Source organism: Paenibacillus sp. JCM 10914, from assembly GCF_001315105.1.
In the GTDB taxonomy this organism is placed as follows: domain Bacteria; phylum Bacillota; class Bacilli; order Paenibacillales; family Paenibacillaceae; genus Paenibacillus_AQ.
Genome location: NZ_BAZR01000001.1, coordinates 145,215 through 167,051, shown reverse-complemented (window position 1 = coordinate 167,051; position 21,837 = coordinate 145,215). Strand labels below are relative to the sequence as shown.

The following is a 21,837-nucleotide window of genomic DNA, read 5'->3' as shown; positions in this document are numbered from 1 at the left end:
CACCCTGCCACCGGCTCTCTGCATGATCGATTGGGGAACTAATAATCCTCTTCAACGCTTACATATTAGTAATTTAATGTGGATATTATACCCGAAAAGAATGATTAAGTCAACGAAAGTTCATCATTACTTCTCCGGTAACGCTCAGGCGTTACGCCTACCTGGGACTTAAACATTCGGCTGAAATGGGCCAGGTGCTTAAATCCAGCAGAACGGCTGACATCCGTTATGCTCATGTGCGGATATAACTTGAGCAGGATCTTCGCTTGATTGATTCGCCGATGATATACGTATTTGAATACGGTCGTTCCCGTAACTTCCTTGAATAAGGCCGACAAGTAATGCTTCGTAATATGCATATCCCGTGCAATACCTTCAAGTGTTATATCCTGCATAAAATGATCTTCTACGAAGGAGACCACATGCTGGACATGGCGCTCTTTGTCCGATACCGCCTCTTGCTCCTGCACTTCATTTAGGCACCAGCCCGCAATCATGTACATGAGTTCCTGAATACGGAGCGTGATACGCTCCTGCTTGTACTTGCCCCCTGCCATCGATATACGCTGCACGTCATCGAGCAGAGCTTCGAACTCCTGCTTGTCCGAACCCGTCAGAGCAATCCGGTGATTTCGCAGTGTTTCAAAAGGTTCTAGAAGGATGCCTTTCGCAACTTCCGGCAAGTCCTTGCATAACCAGGCCGGGTCAAAATGAATAATGCTTCTTACATATTTCGAACCAGGCTCGACACTCGGACAATGCAGCGTCAAACCGTTCATCAGAAGCAAATCGCCCGGCTTCAGAACAAAGACGGAGTCCCCGATCAGATAGGTGCATCGGCCTTCGTGAAAATAAAAAATCTCATAAAAGGCATGGGAGTGGAATTGTCCGGCAGATAGCGGCTGTTCATTATAATAGGTAAGATCAAACGGCTCTCTCAATTGCATTCGATCAAAACTCGGCAGTCCACTGGAAGCTGAAGTCACGAGAGGATCACTCCTTCAGGATGAAGTGTGTAATTAAGTCACCCCTTCAATTAAAAGGAGGATCCTCTCTATTATAATGGATTTGCTGGAATCCGTACCGCTTCATTTTGAGCCAATATGCACAATTCCCCGGCCTTGAAAGCATGTTCCTGCGTCATCGCCCGTTCCGTACGCTCCAAACAATCCATAATCAGCTCGCCAAAAAACGGGTATCCCACCTTGCCCTGAAGCTCCATATGAAATTCGCCTTCACCATTAACCAAGTAGAGATGGTCTCCATGCGGAGCTCTGGCAATGTCGATGTACTTGCGCAGCTCGATATACCCTTGCGTCCCAAGGATCACTGTTCTGCCGTCCCCCCACGTACCGAGGCCGCCCGGGGTTAACCAATCCACTCGAAAATAATTAGTCGCTCCGTTGTCGCCGAGCAGAGTTGCATCACCGAAATCCTCCAATTCAGGATAATCTGGATTGGCGTAATTGCCTACTTTGCTGCTGAGCACTTTCGCGTCACGGCAATCGGCAAAGTATAAGAACTGCTCGATCTGATGCGACCCGATATCGCATAAGATACCACCGTACTGCTCATGACGGAAAAACCAATCCGGACGCGAAGCCGCATTCAATCGATGCGGTCCTGTCCCCATTACTTGCACAACACGGCCGATCGCTCCGTCTTTGATTAAGCTTCCCGCATGGACGGCACTTTCCACATGGAGTCGTTCGCTGTAATAGACCATATATTTTTGCCCGGTCTCAGCCGCTTTGACACGCGCCGCCTGTACCTGCTCAAGTGTAGTGAAAGGCGTCTTATCGGTAAAATAATCCTTACCGTGGGACATCGCGCGCAGTCCCAATTCACATCGCTCTGATGGAATAGCAGCCGCCGCAATTAGCTGCACCTCCTTATCCTCTAGCACATCGGCCTCGGAATCTGCAACCGCTACATTCGGATAAGCCTTGCGGAACGCTGCCACCTTCTCGGGATCAACATCGTAGACCCATTTCAGCGTAGCTCCCGCTTCGATCAATCCGTTGCACATTCCATAGATATGACCATGCTCAAGTGACATGGCGGCAAATACAAATTCCCCTGGTTTACATACCGGCTTTGCCTTGCCAACCGGTGCATACAGCATCCCATTGCTACGATCCATACGCATTAGCCTCCTGACGATAGTATTAATACGATCCGAACGTCTTGCTCATATCCACAGGCGCAACCTCTTTGACCTGCTTCGCCGTTGTCGAGTGGGCGATCCGTTCCTGGAGCTTCTCATAATACAAATCCTCGTCCATCGGCAAATTCACCCAGTTGTCCGTCCAAGTAGACAAATGCATCGCATTGGATAACGTTAAGCCATGAATACCTTCTTCTCCAGGCGCGATCAGCGGCTCGCCATGAGCAATCGCATTCACGAAGTTCTGAATAATTCCCTGATGTTGTGGATTATCCCCGGAGATCGGAACTTCACACTTCCAGCATTCGGGTTCGCCAAAACCGCCTGTATACTGCTGATTAAATTCCGGCTCCGCTACACGAAGTCTCCAGAAATGAAGCTGCCCGTTCTCAATCACAATCTTCCCACGGTCGCCTGTTACCTCATACCGATTCGTCCCTGGCGCTTCCCCCGTGGTCGTAATAAAGACAGCTGTCGCACCGTTCTCATATTCTGCATAAGCGGTCACATCGTCTTCAACCTCAATATTGCGATACTTGCCAAATGAACAGAAAGCCCGGATTCGCTTAGGCATCATCCCGGTTGTCCATTGCCATAGGTCGAGCTGATGCGGGGATTGATTGATGAGCACGCCTCCGCCTTCGCCCCCCCAAGTCGCGCGCCAGCCGCCTGAATCGTAATAACTCTGAGAACGATACCAATTCGTAACAATCCAATTCATGCGCCGGACTTCACCAAGCTCACCATCTGCTATAAGTTCTCGAAGCTTCTTATACAGCGGATTGCAGCGCTGGTTGTACATGATGGAGAACACTTTGCCGCTATTCTTGGCTACATCGTTCATCTCGCGAACCTGCTTCGTATACACGCCCGCCGGCTTCTCAATGAGCACATGAAGGCCAGATTTCAAACAGTGAATGGCTTCTTGCGGATGTCCATAATGCGGTGTTGCTATGATCACTGCATCCAGTTCGCCCGATTGGATCATCGCGTCCACATTGTCCCATATCCTAACATCGGGTGGAAGCGTAGCTCTGGCTTCTTCTTGTTTGGCCGGTTTCAGATCACATACAGCAACAAGCTTGGCCCCAGCCACTCGTCCGGCTGCGAGCGTTCTTGCGTGTGAGAAACCCATGCCAAGCCCGATAACCCCTACTCTAACCTGATTCATAACCTTAGTACCTCCTTCATTCAATTTATGTCAGTTGTTTCTGCTCGCTCCACGCTCGCATCTGTTCAGCAAAGCGAGTTAGCATTTCGCCGGAAGAGTACGTACCGCTGAAATCTTCTACCCCGTAATATCCTTCATAGCCGACTGATTTCAAATCCTGAATAACCTGCGACCAGGGAACTGCGCCATGATTCAGTGCAACCCAGCCGCTTGACCATGTGGAAGAACTTCCATCCTCTGCCGTATGCCGCTGGTAACCGCCATTTTTCACGTGTACATGAGCAAGATAAGGCCCGAGCAGTTCCAAGCCCATACGATAGTTCTCGTAGCCTTCATGCACCATATTCCCGGGATCATACAATACGCCGATCTGATCGGGATTGAACGACGACACCAACCGATGAGCCAAGGACGCACTCGGTGTTATCGTCAGATGATGCGTTTCCACTATCGCCTTCACATTATACGTCCGCGCTAAATCTTCCACCTCATGCAAATATCGCACCGCTTGGTCAAACAGTTCGTTATAATTTTGTCTGCGATCATAGCCTGGCACACCTACGCGAATGAAGGATGCATTGACTACCTTCGCCGCTCTCATCACCTTCTCCGTCTCTTCGAGGTCACCGCATTGCAGATAAGGGACAACGGCGAGCGAACGGCGTCCGTGTTTCTCAGCGGCCTGTTGAAACTCCTGCCAATCTTGTTCAGAACCGCCGGGATCGATCGAGCAACGATTATGCCGCCAGAAAGAAGGTGCTTCTGCGGCCGCATCCGCTGGAATTTCTTTGAAACGCCATTCAATGCCCTCGATTCCTGCCTGTGCAGCGGCTTTGGCCAACTGTTCTGGCTGCATATCAGGCGTCGCCACGGTAAATACAGATAATTTCATCAGTACACCCATCCTCTCTTATTTCGCACACCACAAACTAGTGATTTGATTATGATTAGAGTCATGCTGTACAGCAACATTTCCAATTCATCCATATCTCATCGAAGTGAGATAGCGCTATCAATCCTTGTTCAGTCAGCACCCCATCATGTTAACACAGACTTACGTGCAAACCTATGCCCTGCTTAAGGAACCTTAACTACAGTCAAATATCTTCCTATATAAGCTGATTTGAATACAATTGAATCGCATTTGTAGGCGCGTAGAGGGGAGTTCAGCAGCTCGATTGTATCCGCATTGCAGCCGGGGCTGAGCTGGCTATTCATGAGGAATGATTCGTACGCAGAGCGTTTTCGAACAGCAAAAAGGGCATCTCGCAAGATCTTGGATCTTTTGAGACACCCCTTTAGTCTTGAAACATTTTATTTCACTGCGACATAGAACAAACGGGAAGCGTCTTGTCCTGCCTCCACCCATTCAAAATCCGCGTAACATGCAACATCTCGAAATCCGGCCTTGATCAGCTCGAGCTTCATCCATTCGGGATCATATCCACGTTGAAGATGGGTTTCTTCAAAGCGGCGGTATACCGCTGGATCCTGCTCATCCCTTGCAAATATGGATAAATGATGTTCGATTTCACAGCGTGGTTCATCCAAATCGCACGTCCATATATAAGATACTTCGCGTTCGTCTAATACGAACGGCTGCTCTTCGTCATAGCGAACGAGGGTATTCGGATGATGCACGTCAAACAGAAACGTTCCTCCATCCTTCAACCCGCGGTAGGTGCTGGCGAATGCGGAGCGAATGTCCTTTTCTTCCAGCAGATAATTGAAGCAGTCGCAGAAGGAAATAACGGAATCTACCTGTTCCGGCAATTCCCAGGAAGTCATGTCCTGTTGAACCCAGCGCACGCTGCCCTCCCGAAAGAGTCGATGTCCCTGCGGCGTCCCATCAAGCTTGCGTCTGGCGACAGACAGCATATCGGCCGAGAGGTCGATGCCAGTTACCTCAAATCCAGCATTCACAAGCGGAATGGTGATGCTGCCTGTCCCGCAGCCGAGCTCAGCGACGCTTCTGGGCATGCCGTGCTTGTCCCAAGCTGTTCTGGCAAAGCGAATCCAGTCCGGATACGGCATGTCTTCCATGAGTTGATCATATACGTATGCAAACTTGCGGTAAGACAACATGATGACACCACTTTCTTAAGATGCTTCTTTATTGTTCGGATGCGTTAACATCCGCTTCCTCGTCCTTCTTTACCATATACGTCCAGCTGTCCTTCTGCGTCACAAGGCCATCCTTCATCAGTTTCCCCAGCGCCCGCTTGAAAGCGGATTTGCTTATGCCGAATCGCTGTTTGATTATATCCGGGGGAGTCTGATCCGAATACGGCATCGCTTGGCCGGGACGTTCCTTCAGGAAGGCTAAGAGACGATCTGCATCGTCCGTACGTCCAACCTCTTTTTGCGGCACCATGGACAGATTTACCCGCCCATCTTCGCGAATATGACTAATACGAACCCGCACCTCTTCTCCGAGTCGCAGCATCCGCGTGCGCTCCGAAGAATGGATCATCCCGATCGCGCCAAATCCGACGACACCGCCATCCACAATGACGAACGTCCCCATCTGCAACGGTTTATACACTCTTGCATTCATCCATTCGCCCTTCCATGAAGCGGGGGCCGCAAACGCAAGCGGAGCCAGTTCCTGCTCGCCTGCCAGCTTGGCGCGAAGTCGCCCTTGTTTATCATGCTCCATCAGCACATACACATAGTCTCCGACTTGCGGATGCAATTCCTTCATCTCTGGCAGTTCCCGAATCGGGAGCAGAAGTTGTCTGCCAAGGCCCATCTCCAGAAAGCATCCAAGACGAGGATGAACATCCGCTACTTCGAGCCGAGCTGTCTCGCCGAGTGTCAAGTACGGCTTTTTCATGGTGGCTGCCAATCGGTCTTCCGTATCAAAAAAGATGAATACTTCCACCTTATCTCCCGGTTCTATCTTACTTGTCAGCTCCGAGTAATGAAGAAGGACGTCCCGATCGCCGCCATCGAGAAAGTAGCCGTATGGAGACACCTCTCTGGATACGGTCAGTTCAGTCACTGTACCGGCAATCAAACTCATACGTTCTCCACCACTTTAGCGTCCGACCACAGGCGTTCGATATTATAGTATTCACGCTCATCGCGATGAAAGACGTGTACAACCACATCGCCGAGATCCATCAAGACCCAGCGAGCAGCTCCATCCCTTCCAGACCACGTAATGCCACGCCCTCATCATGCGCTCGTTTGCGGACTTCAGTCGCTATTGATTGGACCTGTGTATCAGAATTACCGTGACAGATTACGAAGTAGTCCGCAATCATCGATATTCCTCTAAGATCCAGCACGACGACGTCCATCGCTTTTTTATCCTCAGCAGCCTTCACAGCTACTTGTAACAATTCATTGGGCTCTATTGTCATGAATTCGCCTCCATTTGCTTAATTAAGTCGTTGCGGGCAAGCACCGTCAACGGATAAATAATCTGTCTGCGAGAGAGCAGAAACGATATCGTGGTATCCAATCCGGCGATCAAAGCTTCTTCAAGGCTATGGTTGGCCAGATCCCGGATATTATTCACATCGGGGAAATCGCGGCCCGGTTCGATATAATCGGCGAGACAGACCACTTTGTCCAGCAGCGACATCTCCACGCGGCCGGAAGTGTGATAGCGGATGGCATTAAGCACCTCAAGATCCGTTATGCCGTAATCCTGCTCGGCCACCAGAGCCCCTACTTCCGCATGCCATAACTGCTTGTCGTGCCGAAGCAGTTCCTGGTTGGCCCCGCTGTCAATCAATGCTTGACGGAGCTTCTCAATCGGCCAGTATTTGGCGACATCATGTAGTATGGATGCCAGGTCGGCCTTCACTGGATCTGCTCCGAAACGCTCGGCCAGTATGACTGCTGTCTCCATAACGCCGAGCGTGTGCTCCCAACGCTTGCCTGGCATTTGAGCGGATACAGCGTTCATTAACTCTTCACGGCTGTAGTCCATATATACCGCTCCTTTTTATATATTCATACACTCGATCCGGCACCATATAGCGGATTGAAGCCCCCTTCGCTGCCCGCTTCCTGATCTCTGTAGATGAGATCCCGATCTGCGGCATGGCTGCCGTGACGACCACTCGCTGCAGAAACTCAGGCAGACGGTGTATCGCCAGCTCCGTACCCGGACGGCTCAATCCAATAAAGGTCACCCACTGCGCTAATTCCTCGATTCGGTTCCACCTGGGCAGGTACTCCACCATATCGGATCCGATAATGAAGGCAAAATCATGTTCCGGATGCTGCTGACGCAATTCTCGGATCGTATCGACCGTGTAAGATACTCCCCCACGCTTGACTTCGATGTCCAGCGTGCGAAAAGAAGGGTGATCTGCAATAGCAGCAGCTGTCATCTCCAATCTCACCTGACCCGTCATGCCGGCATCTTCTTTATGAGGCGGAATATGGCTAGGCATAAACCACACTTCTTCTAGATTATAAGCTTCTCTTGCCGTTTCCGCTGCAAGCATGTGCCCGATATGAATCGGGTCGAAGGTGCCGCCCATGATTCCTACTTTCAATATAGTTCAGCTCCAAACTGGAAGAGCCTGCTGGATCGGGACCTTTGGCAGACCGAATCCCTTATGGCAGCTCGATGGTTTTATGATCTTTCGATTCTTTGTACAAGACGATGGTCTTACCGATCACCTGAACTAGTTCAGCTTCTGCACCTTCTGCCAATTCCGCCGCAATCTCACGGGGATCCTCTAGGCAGTTGTTCAGCACGGAAACTTTCAGAAGTTCACGCTTCTCAATCGCTTCTGAAATATGGCGAATCAAATGATCGTTGCTTCCACCCTTGCCAACCTGGAACACGGGATCCAGATGGTGGGCTAGCGAACGCAAATGTCTTTTTTGTTTTCCTGTTAACATCCTTCGTCATTACTCCTTAAATATTCAATTATAATTCAGCATTCAAGTTGAATTATTGGTAAAACTGTCTAACACGGCTGCCCTCATGACTTGCAGGGGAGCCGCTACACCTGTCCAATATTCAAGGGCATACGCACCTTGATTGACGAACATACCGAGGCCGCCATGAACGATACATTGGCGCAGCTCGCTCTGACGCAGCAGCTCTGTTTGCAGCGGATTATAGATCAGATCACTGACGACGATCCCCTGCGGAATATGAGCAGCCGGGATCGGTATTGCGCCAATCTGGGGATGCATGCCAACCGACGTCGTGTTTATGATAATCTCCGCATGTTGTAACACCGCTTCCGCTTCTTCCTCACCATATCCCCGCAGATCTCCCCGGGATATCCATTCCTCGGCAAGTGCCCCGGCTTTATCCCGTGTTCGGTTCACAATCGATATTCGGTCAGGGCTTTCTTCAATAAGCGCGTCAATAATGCCTCTTGCGGCGCCCCCGGCACCCAGAACAACGATATGCTTGCCCTGAAGTTCCGGACATGCTTCATCCTTTAACGAACGAACATAGCCAATCCCATCTGTATTGTACCCCGTTAGTTTACCATTGTCATTGACGATCGTATTAACCGCACCGATTCGCAAAGCAGCCGCATCAATCTCGTCCAAATATTTCATGACTTCTACCTTGTGCGGTATCGTGACGTTCATACCGCGGAATCCCAGTGCCCTCATCGCTTGTATGGCATCATCTAGTCCGGCAGGCCGGATATGAAGCGGTACATATGTTCCTTGTATACCTAGTGCGGCGAGCGCCGCAAGATGCATCGCCGGTGATTTGGAGTGGGCAATCGGATCCCCTATAACCCCAAGCAGCATATAATCGCCTTGAGCAGCGTAATTAACCATGGCTCATGCCAACCTCCCCCATATGAAACTGCCTGTCTGCATCAATAGTGATAGCCAGTCTATATCAAGGAAGGGCGCGACAATACCTTGATCCCTTTAGGCACATGCACCGCTACCAGAGCACCGTGATCTCCATTAATCTTGATCCAGCCTAGGCCCGAGATAAAGACGTCCTGGCGTGTTCCTTTCGGAATTCGGATCTCATGCCTTGTCCATTCCGGCATGTCCGCAAGCCGATCTCTGGTCGGTGGCGAGAGCATCTCTCCGGCATGCTCGGCGTATAACGAATCCGCACGATCCAGCTTCGTACGATGGATGTTCAATCGACCGCTAATGAAGCAGGTAAAAGACTGATGATCTCCTTTGATAAAGTCGAACCGCCCGAATCCTCCAAAGAACAGCGTTTGTCCTTCATTCAATTGATACACCATCGGTTTAAGCGGATTCTCCGGCATCACGCTTCCGAGATCTTCGCGGTTAACCACTTCACTGTATCGCCAAGGATACACGATACCTGGCGTATCAATGATATAACGGCCATCATCCAGCGGGATATTAACCATATCGAGCGTCGTTCCCGGATATCGGGAGGTGGTGAGCTCTTGATTCAGATCACTGTAATCGCGGATCAAGCGGTTAATCAGGCTGGACTTACCTACGTTCGTAGATCCAACGACGTAGACGTTGCGGTCCCCGCGGTAATGGGCAATGGTTTCGAGCAGCCGCTCAAACCCTTGATTCTTCTTCGCGCTGCACAGTACGATATCTTCGGTTCTTAGTCCTTGCTCCTTACACTGCTTCTGTACCCAGTTGAGCACTTTGTTCCAATTGGTTACCTTCGGAAGAAGATCCGTCTTATTCACGGCCAAAATGACCGGGTTATTACCGACGAACCGCTGTAAGCCCGAGATGAGGCTTCCTTCAAAATCGAAGAGATCTACAATATGGATGACCAGCGCTTTCTTACCGCCGATCTGACCGAGTAAACGCAAGAATTCATCCTGGTCAACGGTAACCGAGGATGCTTCATTATAATTCTTAATTCGGAAACAGCGTTGACAGATGACCGGTTCGCGATCCATCGCCTTTTCCGGCAGATACCCCGGCTTATCCTGCGCCGCGCTCTGCAGTTGAATGCCGCAACCACTGCATCTCTTGATGTCCTCCATGCCTTCTGCCCGCAACGTCATGATTCAGGGTCCTCCTCCATCCATAGTCCTTTCTTTCGGAGACGAGTCAGCGCTATGCGCTCCACCCGTCGATTGAACAACCGGGTAAACCATCCTTCATCGTTAATGGCAATCGGCATAACCAGTACGGTGTACAAACCGAGTCGATTCCCGCCATAAACATCGGTCAGCATCTGATCCCCAACGACTATGGTATGCTCAGGCGATAGCTCCATCATGCTCATTGCTTTGCGGAATGGCAAATTGCTTGGTTTCCGTGCTTGATGCACATATTGGATATCCAAAGGGGTAGCGAATTTAGATACGCGCTCCAGATGGTTGTTCGATACGATAATCAATTGGAACCCGAGCTCCTTGACTTTCTTAAACCACAGCACCAGTTCCGGTGTCGCCAAGGGCGCCTTGGCCCCGACCAGTGTATTGTCCAGATCCGTAATAATTCCACGATACCCCTGCTCATATAGTTGTTCCAGGTCAATATCAAACACCGTGTTCACACGCAGTTTGGGAATTAACATTTCAAACACATTCGTCACCTCAATTTCATACGAAAAACTATACCATATTCCGGTTCCTGAGTAAAAAAAATCACGAACCTTTATTCGTACAACGATACCACTACTGCATTACGGCAAAAAACCACCCGGTTTCTCAGTTTCGAGAACCGGGCGTATGAAATTCTTCAACTTATACCATTCGTATCTTTTTCAGCGACTTCTTCAGGCTCTCTGCATCTGCATGCACCGCGCGCCACTGGTCTTCCTTAACTTCCGCAGGACTATAACGGGCATTCTCGAATTGACGCAGCAACGGCTCCAACTCCGATTGCAGCCCCGGATTCCTCTCTATCCAACGCGCAACCGATTCTCGCAAGGTCTCGTAATCATGTCTGACCAATCCCTTGCGATGCGCAGCACGCAGCCAGCGCTCAGTTTCAGCAATGACTTTATCCGCAGCCGTGAGCGGCTTACCCGCACGAATGCGCGCACTCGCAAAGCGCAAATTAATCCTCATCCGCCATAAGATATAGAGTACCCATAATACGATTATGACAGCGGCGATAGCTGCTACAACCTGTACCCAAGCCGATTGCTGATCGCCAGATTCAGCTACCGGAGCAGCCTCTTCTTCTTCCGTTACCTCTTCCTCAACCTCGTCCTCAAGCACGGGCTCAGCATCTGCTTCAGCAGTCAGAACCGGCATGCTGAACCCAGGAGTTGCCTCAATCGGCACCCATCCATACTCTCCGAAATATACCTCCACCCATGAATGAGCATCGGCATTCGTGACCGTATAATTCCCAGGCTCAACCACGGGTTGTTGGCCGTCCATCGGTATGAACTCCAGGGCAGAAACGCTCCCCGGTGCATAGCCCTTTACCCAGCGTGCAGGTATATCAAGCGACCTGGTCATCATCACCATTGCAGTTGAGAAATAGTCACAGTATCCTTCCTTAACTTCAAATAGGAATCCGTCTACGAAGTCATCGCTCCGTTTGCGGGTAAGATCAGGTGTATTCGTATAGGTAAAGTTGCTTGATAAGTATTGTTGCAGCAACATGACCTTTTCATAAGGTGTTTCTCCCTCGGCCGTTACCTGTTCTGCCAGATTGACGACTCGATCAGGAAAATTCCGAGGTTTCTGAAGGTAAGCCTCGTTGATTGAGCCCGTGTAGAGCTGTTCATGCGTTCGGGTACTCAACTCATCAAGCGGAATAACCGGTATCTCGGATGTTAAGGTATAACTCTTCGGGTAATCCGTAAATCGGGATTCATCCAAATGCATCTCGGAACCTTCCGTTATCCAGCGAAGGCGATCTGCATCGATATCATCATCCAGATCATCCACCTGACGTACGGAGTAGGCAGCGAACAATACGGGATAGACCGATTCGCTCAACATCGTAAACGTCTGTTCCACCGTTTTGCCAGATACCGACGATGCTTCCGCCTCACCGGGCAATAGCTCGCCGATATTGACATCGTTGCCAGAGCGATTGTTACTGGCACCATCTGCCAGCCTGTGCCGGAATATACAGCCCGCGTCTCACCTCGCCAATAACTCCGCTCATCCGAGCTGACCGACATGACCGGCGAATAATCGAAGTTGAAACCTCCGCCAAGATCGTTATCCTCACGCCCATAACCTGACATGCTCTCGGATGGATTGTCGATCAATCCCCCCGGTCCGGTTGTGCCGCTGCTTGATAACGGCACACCGCTCCATTCTCTCCATGCGGTATATGGATCCGTCAGCGTTGGGCTGATATGGGGCATGTTGATGCCCGCTACGATAATTAAAGAGAATATGACAAGAATATTGGCGATGATTTTGAACGGATATTTCGAGAGCTTGATCCATCCTTGTGGAAAACGGCGACGGAAACGATTAAAGTGGCTGCTGACCAGCCAGCCCATTCCGGCTCCGACCACCCAAGCGATCTCACCCCACAGTGCAATTTGGGTAAAGGAATCCAATATCGCAAAACTGATGATATTCAAACCAATGATGAACAGCATCCGGGTCCGGGTCTTTGCCCAACCTACGATGAACAAATAGATGGCCCAGGTTGCCAAGGCGAACCAAATGTATGGAAGCAAATAGGACAATTCCTCGGACAGTATACCTTCAAGTGAGAGTGTCGGTACCGGCTTGCCGTACGTCTGCAGCTGATTAAACACAAAAAACAGAATTAACGCGAATTGCAGGGCCAGTCGGTAGATTCGTCTTATAGGAAGCAGCGCTTCCGTGACTGCCGTGACAGTAAGTGCCGCAATGACGATCGCTGTCGTCTCCGACAGCCAAATCGACTCGGTAAAGGACACCCACTGCATCCCGATGATCCAAACCCACAGCATCGTCAGCGTCGTGAAAAAAGTGGCCGACAGCCTGTCCAGCCAAAGCTTCATCATGAGACTCCACCTCCTAGCGCAGCTGGAAGCTCCTCAAGCGATGAGACAGCGTAGCTTGATATTCCCCTGGATTGTAGAATCGCAATCGATTCGTCTTTCTTCGTACCGGGTTCCGTAATCTGAAGAAAACAAGGACTCATGCCTCGCGTCTCGGCCCAGCGCATCAAATCAGCCGTTTCTTTGCCACTCATCGGACTGATTAATAGAAACAACGATCCCTTCGGAAAATGGCGATAAGACCGTTCGAGCGATGTCATCAGACTCTCTTCCCGATTGTCGTCTACGTCGACCAGATGCTGGATCATCCGCATCCGCTCCCCAGCATGGTCCGTAGGCATGAACATACTCGCTTCACTCGTAGACGTGAACAAGCCCGTACCCGCATGCTCCTTAGCCCCGTACTCAATTAACGAGGCCGCTGCGGACACCGCAAGCTCAAATTGCTGTGCGCTCCGATATCCGTGTGCGGTGCAATCCAACACGATCATCGTCCTCGGAAAAGATTCATGCTCGAACTCTTTAGACTTCCACGAACCGGTCTTAGCCGTGGCATTCCAATGAATCCTCGATATCCGGTCACCGTATACATAATCACGAACACCGTTTATCTGCGTGGTTTCGCGTCTCAATGATGAGACCGTCGTGTGAGTCCCCCCCAGGCGAGAATTCCGAATATTGCGCTGCCACTTCGGAATATAGATCGTTCTGGGCAGCACGCGAAAGTCAGATTGGACTTCTACCCGCCCGCGGTGCTCCATAAGGCCGAATATGTCTTCGCTGATACATTCCGTTTTGGAGAACGCATATCGGCCGCGATCAAGTGGCGGTGTCTGGAAGACAAGCTTGCCCGAACCTCGCAGGCTCGGTATGACGCTGTCCTCGAACGACCACGAGTCACCGTTGTGACGCTGCAGCACTTCGCGCACAATCATATATGGCATCGGCAGCAGCCCCGGAATGTTTAAATCAAGCTGCACTCTTACTTGTTCGCCGGCGTGCATATGTTCACCACCTCGAACTGCCCCGCTCACACGCCGCTGCGCTTGCACGCGGTTAATGCCACCGAAGCCCGAGCCAATTAAATAGATGGCCAAGAGACTAACCATCGAGAATAACATAAGCGATGTCTTGCCCCCTTGGAACAAAACATACAATAGACATATGCACCATACCGCCAATACCGCTGCGAGTTTAGACGGCTGCATGCCACCGAAAAACGATGAAACCGCACGGCGCATACTTATCTCCCCATCTGAACAGGCACTTTGACCTGACGCAGGATGAACTCCAGCACCGATCCAGGACTCGCATTATCTAGCCGAGCTTCCGGACGCAGCAGAATCCGGTGCGAAAGAACGTACGGAGCAAGTGTCTTCACATCATCAGGCAATACATAATCCCTCTCCTGTAAAAAAGCATACGCTTTCGCTGCACTCATAAAAGACAAGGTAGCGCGCGGGCTGGCCCCCAGAATGACCGAGGGATGTTCCCTTGTCGAGCGTGTAATATTCAGTAGGTAATCGGCAACCGGCTCACCGATAAACACATCGCGGATTTCACGTTGAATCGCCGAGATCGTGTCCATATGAGTAACCGGCTGCAGCTTGTCTGCCAATTGTCCTTCTCGTGAGCGATAGATCAACTGCTTCTCTGTCGCAGCATCCGGATAGCCGAGACTCAGCTTTAACATAAACCGGTCGAGTTGTGCCTCAGGAAGCATATAGGTGCCCTCGAAATCAATCGGGTTCTGCGTGGCACACAGCATAAACGGGTGAGGGAGCTCGTGGGTTTCTCCATCCACTGTGACGCTCCGCTCCTCCATGACTTCAAGCAGGGCAGACTGAGTTTTCGTTGTTGCCCGATTTATTTCATCCGCGAGCAGGATATTCGTCATGACTGGACCTGGACGGAAATAGAACATTTCGTCGCGAGGATGGAAGACCGATACTCCCGTTATATCACTCGGTAATATATCCGGGTTGCATTGAATACGACGATAATCCCCTTGCATGGATCTAGCCAAGGCCTTGATCAGTTGGGTCTTTCCCGTGCCAGGCACGTCTTCAATCAGAATATGTCCGCCAGCGAGCAGCGCCGTAAGGAGCAATTGGATCTCAAATTCTTTGCCTAGCAGGCACGACTCCAAATTGGTTCGTACCGAGGTAATGATTTTCATGGATTCTTGACTTACGGGCATGTATGACTAACCTCCTGTAAGGGAATAAATACTTATTTTAGTTACTATTGTACATGATCGAAGTCCCAGAGTACATTCACAGAGATATTTTGCTTATTAACCAACTTGCAGTAGATGTTAAACATGAAAAAGACCCCAGAAACACCTGGGGCCTTCAAAATGCTATATAATCGAACTCATCCCTTTGGCCTTACAAACAGTGCCGCCAGGAAGGAGAAGATGATCGCCGAGGATATGCCTGCGCTCGTAACTTCGAATATCCCTGTGACCACTCCGATCCAGCCGTCCCTGCCCAGCTCCGTTAATGCACCGTGCACAAGGGAATTACCAAAACTCGTAATCGGTACCGACGCCCCGGCGCCGGCAAATTTCACAAGCGGCTCATACAAACCAAATCCATCTGCGATGCTCCCGCCACGACTAACGAACTCATCGTATGCGCCGGCGTCAGTTTAACGACATCCATCAGTATTTGTCCGATGACGCAGATCAGGCCGCCAATTACGAATGCCCATAAAAATTGCATCTGCTGTTAACCTCCCATCTCTAATGCTACCGCATGTGCGATACAAGGAATGCTCTCACCCTGCTGATATGAGATCGGGGAGAGCAAGGCTCCCGTGGCCACAACCAGCACTTTCTTCAGCTCGCCCTTGCGCATGCGCTTCAATATATGTCCGTACGTAACGACGGCCGAGCAGCCGCAACCGCTGCCGCCTGCATTCACGTATTTCTGCTTCTCCAGATCATAGACCATCAAACCGCAATCACTGAAAACAGTTCCATCCATGATGACGTCATTCTGCTTCAGGAGATCCTTGGCGATAGGCAAGCCTACGGAAGCAAGGTCCCCGGTGACGATTAAATCGTAGTCCTTCGCCTGTCTTCCGGTATCCCTGAAATGCTTCGTAATCGTATCGGCCGCCGCTGGAGCCATCGCAGCCCCCATATTGAAAGGATCCTTGATCCCTAAATCAATGACTTTGCCGATGGTAGCGTAAGTAACTGCCGGACCGTCCCCTTGATTGGACACAACGGAGCAACCGGCACCGGTGATGGTATACTGCGCATAGGGCGGCTTTTGCGACCCATACTCGGTCGGATAACGAAACTGCTTCTCCACCGTACAGTTATGACTTGCTGTGCCTGCCATTACGTAGTTGGCCCCGCCTGAATCCACCAGCATGGATGCTACGGCCAGACTCTCCATCGAGGTAGAACACGCACCGAACACGCCGATATAGGGGACACCCATCTGTCTGGCTGCAAAGGAACTGCTGATAATCTGATTCATCAGATCGCCGCCGATGAAAAATTGCAGTTGATCCTCGCGGATGCCCGCCTTCTCCACCGCTTTTCTCGAGCTTCCTCCAACAGCCGCCGTTCCGCCTTCTCCCAAGTCTTCTCATTGATTTCGATATTGTCGTATACGTAATCAAAATCCTCGGCGAGCGGCCCTTCCCCTTCTTCCGGTCCAACGATGGTGCCTGTGCTGATGATGACGGGCTTGTTCTCAAACTGCCAGGTTTGACCAATCACTTTCATCTCGTGTTACCTCCCACCCAAGCCGAGGACGGCATGTATGATACCTATGATAAATGCGGCAACCGTACCGAATACGATAACCGAACCCGCCAGCTTAAACATACTGGCACCAACTCCTAGCACCAGTCCCTCGGCCCTGTGCTCCAACGCGGCAGAACACATCGAGTTAGCGAATCCGGTAACCGGCACCGCGCTGCCTGCGCCGGCCCACTGCGCGATCTTGTCATACACCCCGAATGAAGTCAGGATGACGGAGATAATGATTAATACCGCAACCGTGGGATTGCTTGCCTCGGTTGCGCTCATATCAAATACGGACATGAAAAATCGCTGGATGCACTGGCCGATGAGACAGATCAAGCCCCCGATTAAAAAGGCCCGTATGCAATTTTTTAAGACGCCCCGTGGAGGCTCGTGCTTTTTGGCGATTTTTTGATATTCCGCTGAACTCATCGTGGTAATATCTGATTTAGGTTTTGAACCAGAACCGGACATATATTAGCACCTCCGCATGAAGTATGGATTTCCTTGACCTGCTGAAATAGCCATGATGGATATCGCTTGATATCATTATGCTTAGAATGAACTTCCTTTATGATTGGAAAATCATCCATTTCATCTGTTCATCTGCGTAATCAAAAAAAAGCCCCCAGAGAATTCTGGGAGCCTACGAACAAACAAGCGATCACGCCTCGCTCGCTGCGCTCATGATCATTAAATCCATACATATTTCAGTAAAATGACGATCAGGATAAAGAGAACCATAATGAGCAGAAGTTCTCGGACTCCAGGGTGAAGGACGTAAGGATGAATCCTGTTATAATTTACAAGGGACATGTTCTGCTCCTTCCTTGTCGCGTTGCACACAGAAATGGTTTGATATCATTTTATACCCGGACATGCTCCCGGGTGCTTGTTCCTTGCCGATTTCTAGACTTTTAGCTTATATAAGGGCATACTAGAAGCAGAACTTTATACATACCTTTTCCAAAGGAGCGATGATGTCATGAATGAATCAACATTAGAACTATTCCGCACACTTACCGAATTCCCTTCTGCACCGGGTTTTGAAAGAGAATTAAGAGCATGGGTCAAAGAAACCCTGTCACCATATACAGATGAGTTCGTACAAGATCGCCTCGGCAGTTTGTTTGCCGTTATGCGCGGCGACAATGAAGGCCCGAAAGTGATGGTTGCCGGACATATGGACGAAGTCGGGTTTATGGTTACCGGCATTACCGAAGCCGGCATGATTCGCTTTCAGCCGCTGGGCGGCTGGTGGAGCCAAGCGGTGCTCGCACAGCGATTACACATCATTACGGATAACGGACCGATTACGGGGGTTGTCGGTTCCATTCCGACTCATCTATTAGATGAGGCCCAGCGGAGCAAGCCGGTGGACATCAAGACGATGTATATTGATATCGGCGCCGACAACAAAGCGGAGGCGGAGTCCTTCGGAATCCGTCCAGGCCAACAGGTTGTTCCGATCTGTGAATTCACTCCACTCGCCAACCCAAAGAAGATTATGGCCAAGGCATGGGACAATCGTTACGGAGTAGGATTAGCGATCGAGCTCGTCAAAGCCCTTCATGGCGAGAAACTGCCTAACACGGTCTACGCGGGTGCAACGGTTCAAGAAGAGCTTGGGCTGCGCGGAGCTCGCACATCGGCGAACCTGATTCAACCGGACATCTTCTTCGGTCTGGATGCAAGTGCTGCCAACGACATGATGGGTGACAAGAGCCAGTTCGGCCAGTTGGGTCAAGGGGCATTGCTCCGCATCTTCGATCCAACCATGCTCACGCACCGCGGATGGTAGAGTACGTGCAGGACACCGCGGATACACATAAAATCAAATACCAGTATTTTGTATCGCCAGGCGGCACGGACGCTGGTCAAGTACATCTAAGTGGAATCGGCGTTCCATCCACGATTATCGGCATCTGCTCCCGCTACATCCATACGTCATCTTCCATTATTCACACCGATGACTATGATGCAGCAAAAGAACTGTTGATCAAACTTGTCAAAGGTCTGGATCGTTCTACACTGCAGACGATTCTTGATCGTGCATAACGTTAATTTAAATAAAGGTATCCTAAGCGATGTCGATTGCGACAGCTATGGATACCTTTTTGCTTAGCCAACATTTTATTTAACGATAAGATAAGCACCGAATACAATCACGGCCACACCTACGATTTTGGTAAAATTGATCGTCTCATGGAATAAGAAGTATGCCGGGATTAAGGCCAGTACATAAGCAAGACTTTGGAGTGGATAGGCGATGCTTAGCGGAAGCCGGGACAGCACAGCGAACCAGATCATCGTTGATACACCGTATAAACAGAGTCCCCCCAGATATGCACCGAACTGAGCAGCTTCATCCATTGCAACCCTCCGCTGTTCTGAAGGCCTAGCTTAAACAAAATTTGACCGCACACCAGCAAAACAATATTCATAAGCAGCAAAATATAACTAGTGATCACGTTCATGATGCTTCAACTCATCCCCTTTGAGTATCGTTATTTCCTGTGTGAGCCGCAGCACTTGCTGACTGAGCTTCGTAATGACGATCGTCAAATGCAATATGAACACGAAGCAAAATAATAAGCCGAACAAGAAGAGCAGTGCAGGCGCGTACTCGATTCGCAGCCAATCAGCTAACTGCTCTACTAACGATACATTCATGGAGATAATGAGCAGCAACACGCCCATGAGTATCCAAAGCAATGAATACTGCTCCTTTAACTTACGCCGTCTTACAAGCTCCAATATGATTAACAGAAAGGCGAGTGAGAATAGGATCGATAAAACATAAATATTCATCATTCCGCTCGTACCTCTCGGAATCGCACAGCACTAATGAGGACAGACAGCGTTACCTTAACCATATAATACGCTGATTTCAGCGGCGTAATCGATGATCTTCCCGTTTCACGCGGGCGCATCTCCGCTCTTACCTCAACCAAGCGACAATGGTTACGCGTTAAATAAACGATAGATTCTACTTCCGGATAATCGATAGGATAATAATCGGCGTACATCTCAATAACTTTACGGCCGGCAGCCCGAAAGCCGCTTGTCGTATCCGTGAATGGCTGCCGTGTCAGTGCGCTTACCAGTATGGAAAAGAAGCGAATGCCTACACTCCGCATGAAAGTGGATTGGTATGCTGTCGTCTCCAGAAATCTGGATCCGATAACCAGATCATGATCTGAAATCTTGGCTAGAAGCAACGGCAGGTCTGCCGCAGCATGTTGTCCATCCGCATCCATCTGAACAGCCACATCATAACCCTCGTCTCGGACGTACATATAGCCAGTCTGCATCGTCCCTCCGATACCAACATTAAACGGCATATTCAGAACGATAGCGCCCGCTTCCTTGGCGATGAATGCTGTCCGGTCCGAAGAACCGTCATTAACGACCAGAATATCGGCCGCTGGCATGGCCACCTGAATTTCGTTGATGACCTTGCGAATGCTGAGTTCTTCATTGTATGCCGGAATGATGATTACGACTTTCAACTCGCTTCGCCTCCAATTCCTCCGATTTCCCTCTTGTAAAGAACAGATACACTCGATAAATGGCATAGCCAGCAAAACATGCAAAGAAGACGAACGACGGATAGCCATAACGAGACATCGCTACAAAAGGCAAGTGAATGGCTGTAAAATATGCCATCATTAAGACAATCGGCAGCATTGGCTTCCATAATTTCTGCGCAAAAGCCCAGACCATTCCGATCAGCCCCAAATAGACGATGGTTTTCTGAAAGAATGTAACCAACGGCTTGCTAATATTAAAAATATCGTTCAGGTAGAAAGGAACCAAATATAACGACTCAAATCTTCCAATCGTATAATGGTAAATATACTTCAGCGGATCGTGTGACAATCCATACTTCAAAATATCGAGCCCTTTGGAGACGGCCGCACCATCAGCGCCCATGTAGATTGTCTCAGGGCTATACTGAGGATACGCCTCAAAAAAACCGGCGGGAGGCAACTGATAGTCAATACGCGTGCCGAGCAAAAACGGACTACCTGCCGAACTCGTAAATAGTATAAACTCCCCGAATGTCAGGTAGTTTCGTATCCACCACGGTATCAGCAGCACAATATAAGCGGCCAGTATCGTAAAAGTATATTTCGCAATCTCTTTAAAGCTGTAGCGATAAACAAGCCAAAATATGAGCATGACGCACGGAAACAGCGAGGCCTGTGGTTTAAAATAAGCGGCGGCGGCTGTCAGAACACCAACAAGTATGTACCACAACCATTTACGTGAATGTACCGCGATCATCATCGCACATACCAACAGTAGAATAATGATGCGGTATGTGCCTTCGGTAAGCACGGAACCGGAAGTGAAATAATCCGGAAGGTAAAGCGCCGTGATGCAAGTGGCAATGACCGCAGCTCGATGGTTAAACGTGTACCGGGCAATATAATAGATCGGAAAAATACTTAGGGCCTGTAAGAGCGACTGGAAGAGCCTGAAGGCGATCACGCCTCCATGATCTTGACCAAATACGGCCATAAACCCGCTGAGGATAAGCGGCAAACCGGGCATGATGAAAGCCGACGGCTCCGCACCCGAGTTATAGACGAGCGTTCCTTCATTTAGCAGTACTCGAGCAGTATGAATATATTTCACATCGTCATTATTAAGCTTTTGCGGGTCGCCCAGCAGAAGCTGATCACCATGCAGCAGAACAATTAGAGCTGAAAGTACAAACACTACAAATGATATGATGATCAAAAATCGCCGAGTCCCTGGTTCTTTCATGTAGTTCACTATCAATAGTCTACCCCCTGGAGAATACATGCTGCCTATTTCTTATATTAAACAATTAACCGCCTTAAAAG

Annotated in this window: 21 protein-coding genes, 4 pseudogenes and 1 other annotated feature (1 of these 26 cut by a window edge); of the genes and pseudogenes, 1 reads left to right on the top strand and 24 read right to left on the bottom strand. The window is 49.9% G+C overall.

Going from position 1 to position 21,837, the window contains the following annotated elements; genetic code table 11:
* Positions 1–64, bottom strand: a binding site (T-box leader); it reaches 180 nt to the left of the window's first position.
* 40 nt (positions 65–104) lie between these two features.
* The 20 genes and pseudogenes from JCM10914_RS00805 to spoVAC all read right to left on the bottom strand — a co-directional run bounded on the left by JCM10914_RS00805 (position 105) and on the right by spoVAC (position 17,455).
* A complete protein-coding gene (locus tag JCM10914_RS00805) occupies positions 105–986 on the bottom strand; it encodes an AraC family transcriptional regulator (protein WP_023956254.1) in 882 nt (293 codons plus the stop codon).
* A 71-nt stretch (positions 987–1,057) separates the two neighbouring features.
* The gene (locus JCM10914_RS00800; RefSeq protein WP_023956253.1) at positions 1,058–2,143 is read right to left on the bottom strand and encodes a Gfo/Idh/MocA family protein; all 1,086 of its coding nucleotides are present in this window, start codon (positions 2,141–2,143) and stop codon (positions 1,058–1,060) included.
* Positions 2,144–2,168: 25 nt separating this feature from the next.
* Positions 2,169–3,338, bottom strand: coding sequence for a Gfo/Idh/MocA family protein (locus JCM10914_RS00795; protein WP_023956252.1), 1,170 nt, complete (start codon positions 3,336–3,338; stop codon positions 2,169–2,171).
* 25 nt (positions 3,339–3,363) lie between these two features.
* Positions 3,364–4,230 (bottom strand): sugar phosphate isomerase/epimerase, encoded by an 867-nt coding sequence (locus JCM10914_RS00790; RefSeq protein ID WP_023956251.1) that lies wholly within the window; start codon positions 4,228–4,230, stop codon positions 3,364–3,366.
* Positions 4,231–4,652: 422 nt separating this feature from the next.
* Positions 4,653–5,423 carry a class I SAM-dependent methyltransferase gene (locus JCM10914_RS00785; protein ID WP_023956250.1) on the bottom strand — a complete coding sequence of 257 codons (771 nt, stop codon included), beginning with the start codon at positions 5,421–5,423 and terminating at the stop codon, positions 4,653–4,655.
* Positions 5,424–5,451: 28 nt separating this feature from the next.
* Positions 5,452–6,363 (bottom strand): S1 RNA-binding domain-containing protein, encoded by a 912-nt coding sequence (locus JCM10914_RS00780; protein WP_023956249.1) that lies wholly within the window; start codon positions 6,361–6,363, stop codon positions 5,452–5,454.
* Positions 6,360–6,706 (bottom strand): annotated as a pseudogene (gene rsfS / locus JCM10914_RS00775) (ribosome silencing factor). Before rsfS ends, JCM10914_RS00780 begins: the two are co-directional and overlap by 4 nt.
* Positions 6,703–7,281, bottom strand: a complete 579-nt coding sequence (gene yqeK / locus JCM10914_RS00770) for a bis(5'-nucleosyl)-tetraphosphatase (symmetrical) YqeK (protein ID WP_023956247.1) — start codon at positions 7,279–7,281, stop codon at positions 6,703–6,705. The pseudogene rsfS and the gene yqeK overlap by 4 nt, the downstream one beginning before the upstream one ends.
* Positions 7,265–7,855 carry a nicotinate-nucleotide adenylyltransferase gene (locus JCM10914_RS00765; protein ID WP_023956245.1) on the bottom strand — a complete coding sequence of 197 codons (591 nt, stop codon included), beginning with the start codon at positions 7,853–7,855 and terminating at the stop codon, positions 7,265–7,267. Before JCM10914_RS00765 ends, yqeK begins: the two co-directional genes overlap by 17 nt.
* Before the next feature lie 61 nt (positions 7,856–7,916).
* Entirely contained in the window at positions 7,917–8,207 is a 291-nt protein-coding gene (yhbY, locus tag JCM10914_RS00760; RefSeq protein WP_023956243.1) for a ribosome assembly RNA-binding protein YhbY, read from the bottom strand.
* A gap of 42 nt (positions 8,208–8,249) precedes the next feature.
* Positions 8,250–9,116, bottom strand: coding sequence for a shikimate dehydrogenase (gene aroE / locus JCM10914_RS00755; protein WP_023956241.1), 867 nt, complete (start codon positions 9,114–9,116; stop codon positions 8,250–8,252).
* Between the two features lie 59 nt (positions 9,117–9,175).
* Positions 9,176–10,306 (bottom strand): ribosome biogenesis GTPase YqeH, encoded by a 1,131-nt coding sequence (yqeH, locus tag JCM10914_RS00750; protein ID WP_023956239.1) that lies wholly within the window; start codon positions 10,304–10,306, stop codon positions 9,176–9,178.
* On the bottom strand, positions 10,303–10,833 hold the full coding sequence (locus JCM10914_RS00745; RefSeq protein WP_023956237.1) for a YqeG family HAD IIIA-type phosphatase: 531 nt from the start codon (positions 10,831–10,833) through the stop codon (positions 10,303–10,305). The genes yqeH and JCM10914_RS00745 overlap by 4 nt, the downstream gene beginning before the upstream one ends.
* Positions 10,834–10,993: 160 nt before the next feature.
* Positions 10,994–12,268: a transglutaminase domain-containing protein gene (locus JCM10914_RS29545; protein ID WP_231638441.1), complete on the bottom strand. Its 1,275-nt coding sequence runs from the start codon at positions 12,266–12,268 to the stop codon at positions 10,994–10,996.
* Positions 12,202–13,218 (bottom strand): hypothetical protein, encoded by a 1,017-nt coding sequence (locus tag JCM10914_RS29540; protein WP_023956233.1) that lies wholly within the window; start codon positions 13,216–13,218, stop codon positions 12,202–12,204. The genes JCM10914_RS29545 and JCM10914_RS29540 overlap by 67 nt, the downstream gene beginning before the upstream one ends.
* Positions 13,215–14,456, bottom strand: coding sequence for a DUF58 domain-containing protein (locus JCM10914_RS00735; protein ID WP_023956231.1), 1,242 nt, complete (start codon positions 14,454–14,456; stop codon positions 13,215–13,217). The genes JCM10914_RS29540 and JCM10914_RS00735 overlap by 4 nt, the downstream gene beginning before the upstream one ends.
* 2 nt (positions 14,457–14,458) lie before the next feature.
* Positions 14,459–15,415 (bottom strand): MoxR family ATPase, encoded by a 957-nt coding sequence (locus tag JCM10914_RS00730; protein ID WP_023956229.1) that lies wholly within the window; start codon positions 15,413–15,415, stop codon positions 14,459–14,461.
* A gap of 176 nt (positions 15,416–15,591) precedes the next feature.
* Positions 15,592–15,941, bottom strand: a pseudogene (spoVAE, locus tag JCM10914_RS00725) (stage V sporulation protein AE).
* 6 nt (positions 15,942–15,947) lie between these two features.
* Positions 15,948–16,960 (bottom strand): annotated as a pseudogene (gene spoVAD / locus JCM10914_RS00720) (stage V sporulation protein AD).
* A 6-nt stretch (positions 16,961–16,966) separates the two neighbouring features.
* Positions 16,967–17,455, bottom strand: a complete 489-nt coding sequence (spoVAC, locus tag JCM10914_RS00715) for a stage V sporulation protein AC (RefSeq protein ID WP_036716714.1) — start codon at positions 17,453–17,455, stop codon at positions 16,967–16,969.
* Between the two features lie 511 nt (positions 17,456–17,966).
* Between spoVAC and JCM10914_RS00710 the strand changes: the two are divergent.
* Positions 17,967–19,039: pseudogene (locus JCM10914_RS00710) on the top strand (M42 family metallopeptidase).
* Between the two features lie 75 nt (positions 19,040–19,114).
* Here the strand turns inward: JCM10914_RS00710 and JCM10914_RS00705 are convergent.
* From JCM10914_RS00705 to JCM10914_RS00690, 4 genes are all read right to left on the bottom strand, one after another.
* The gene (locus JCM10914_RS00705) at positions 19,115–19,354 is read right to left on the bottom strand and encodes an EamA family transporter (protein WP_023956212.1); all 240 of its coding nucleotides are present in this window, start codon (positions 19,352–19,354) and stop codon (positions 19,115–19,117) included.
* An 87-nt stretch (positions 19,355–19,441) separates the two neighbouring features.
* On the bottom strand, positions 19,442–19,795 hold the full coding sequence (locus JCM10914_RS00700; RefSeq protein ID WP_023956210.1) for a DUF2304 domain-containing protein: 354 nt from the start codon (positions 19,793–19,795) through the stop codon (positions 19,442–19,444).
* On the bottom strand, positions 19,792–20,493 hold the full coding sequence (locus JCM10914_RS00695) for a glycosyltransferase family 2 protein (protein ID WP_023956208.1): 702 nt from the start codon (positions 20,491–20,493) through the stop codon (positions 19,792–19,794). Before JCM10914_RS00695 ends, JCM10914_RS00700 begins: the two co-directional genes overlap by 4 nt.
* The gene (locus tag JCM10914_RS00690; RefSeq protein ID WP_231638463.1) at positions 20,459–21,766 is read right to left on the bottom strand and encodes a glycosyltransferase family 39 protein; all 1,308 of its coding nucleotides are present in this window, start codon (positions 21,764–21,766) and stop codon (positions 20,459–20,461) included. Before JCM10914_RS00690 ends, JCM10914_RS00695 begins: the two co-directional genes overlap by 35 nt.
* Between the last annotated feature and the right edge of the window lie 71 nt (positions 21,767–21,837).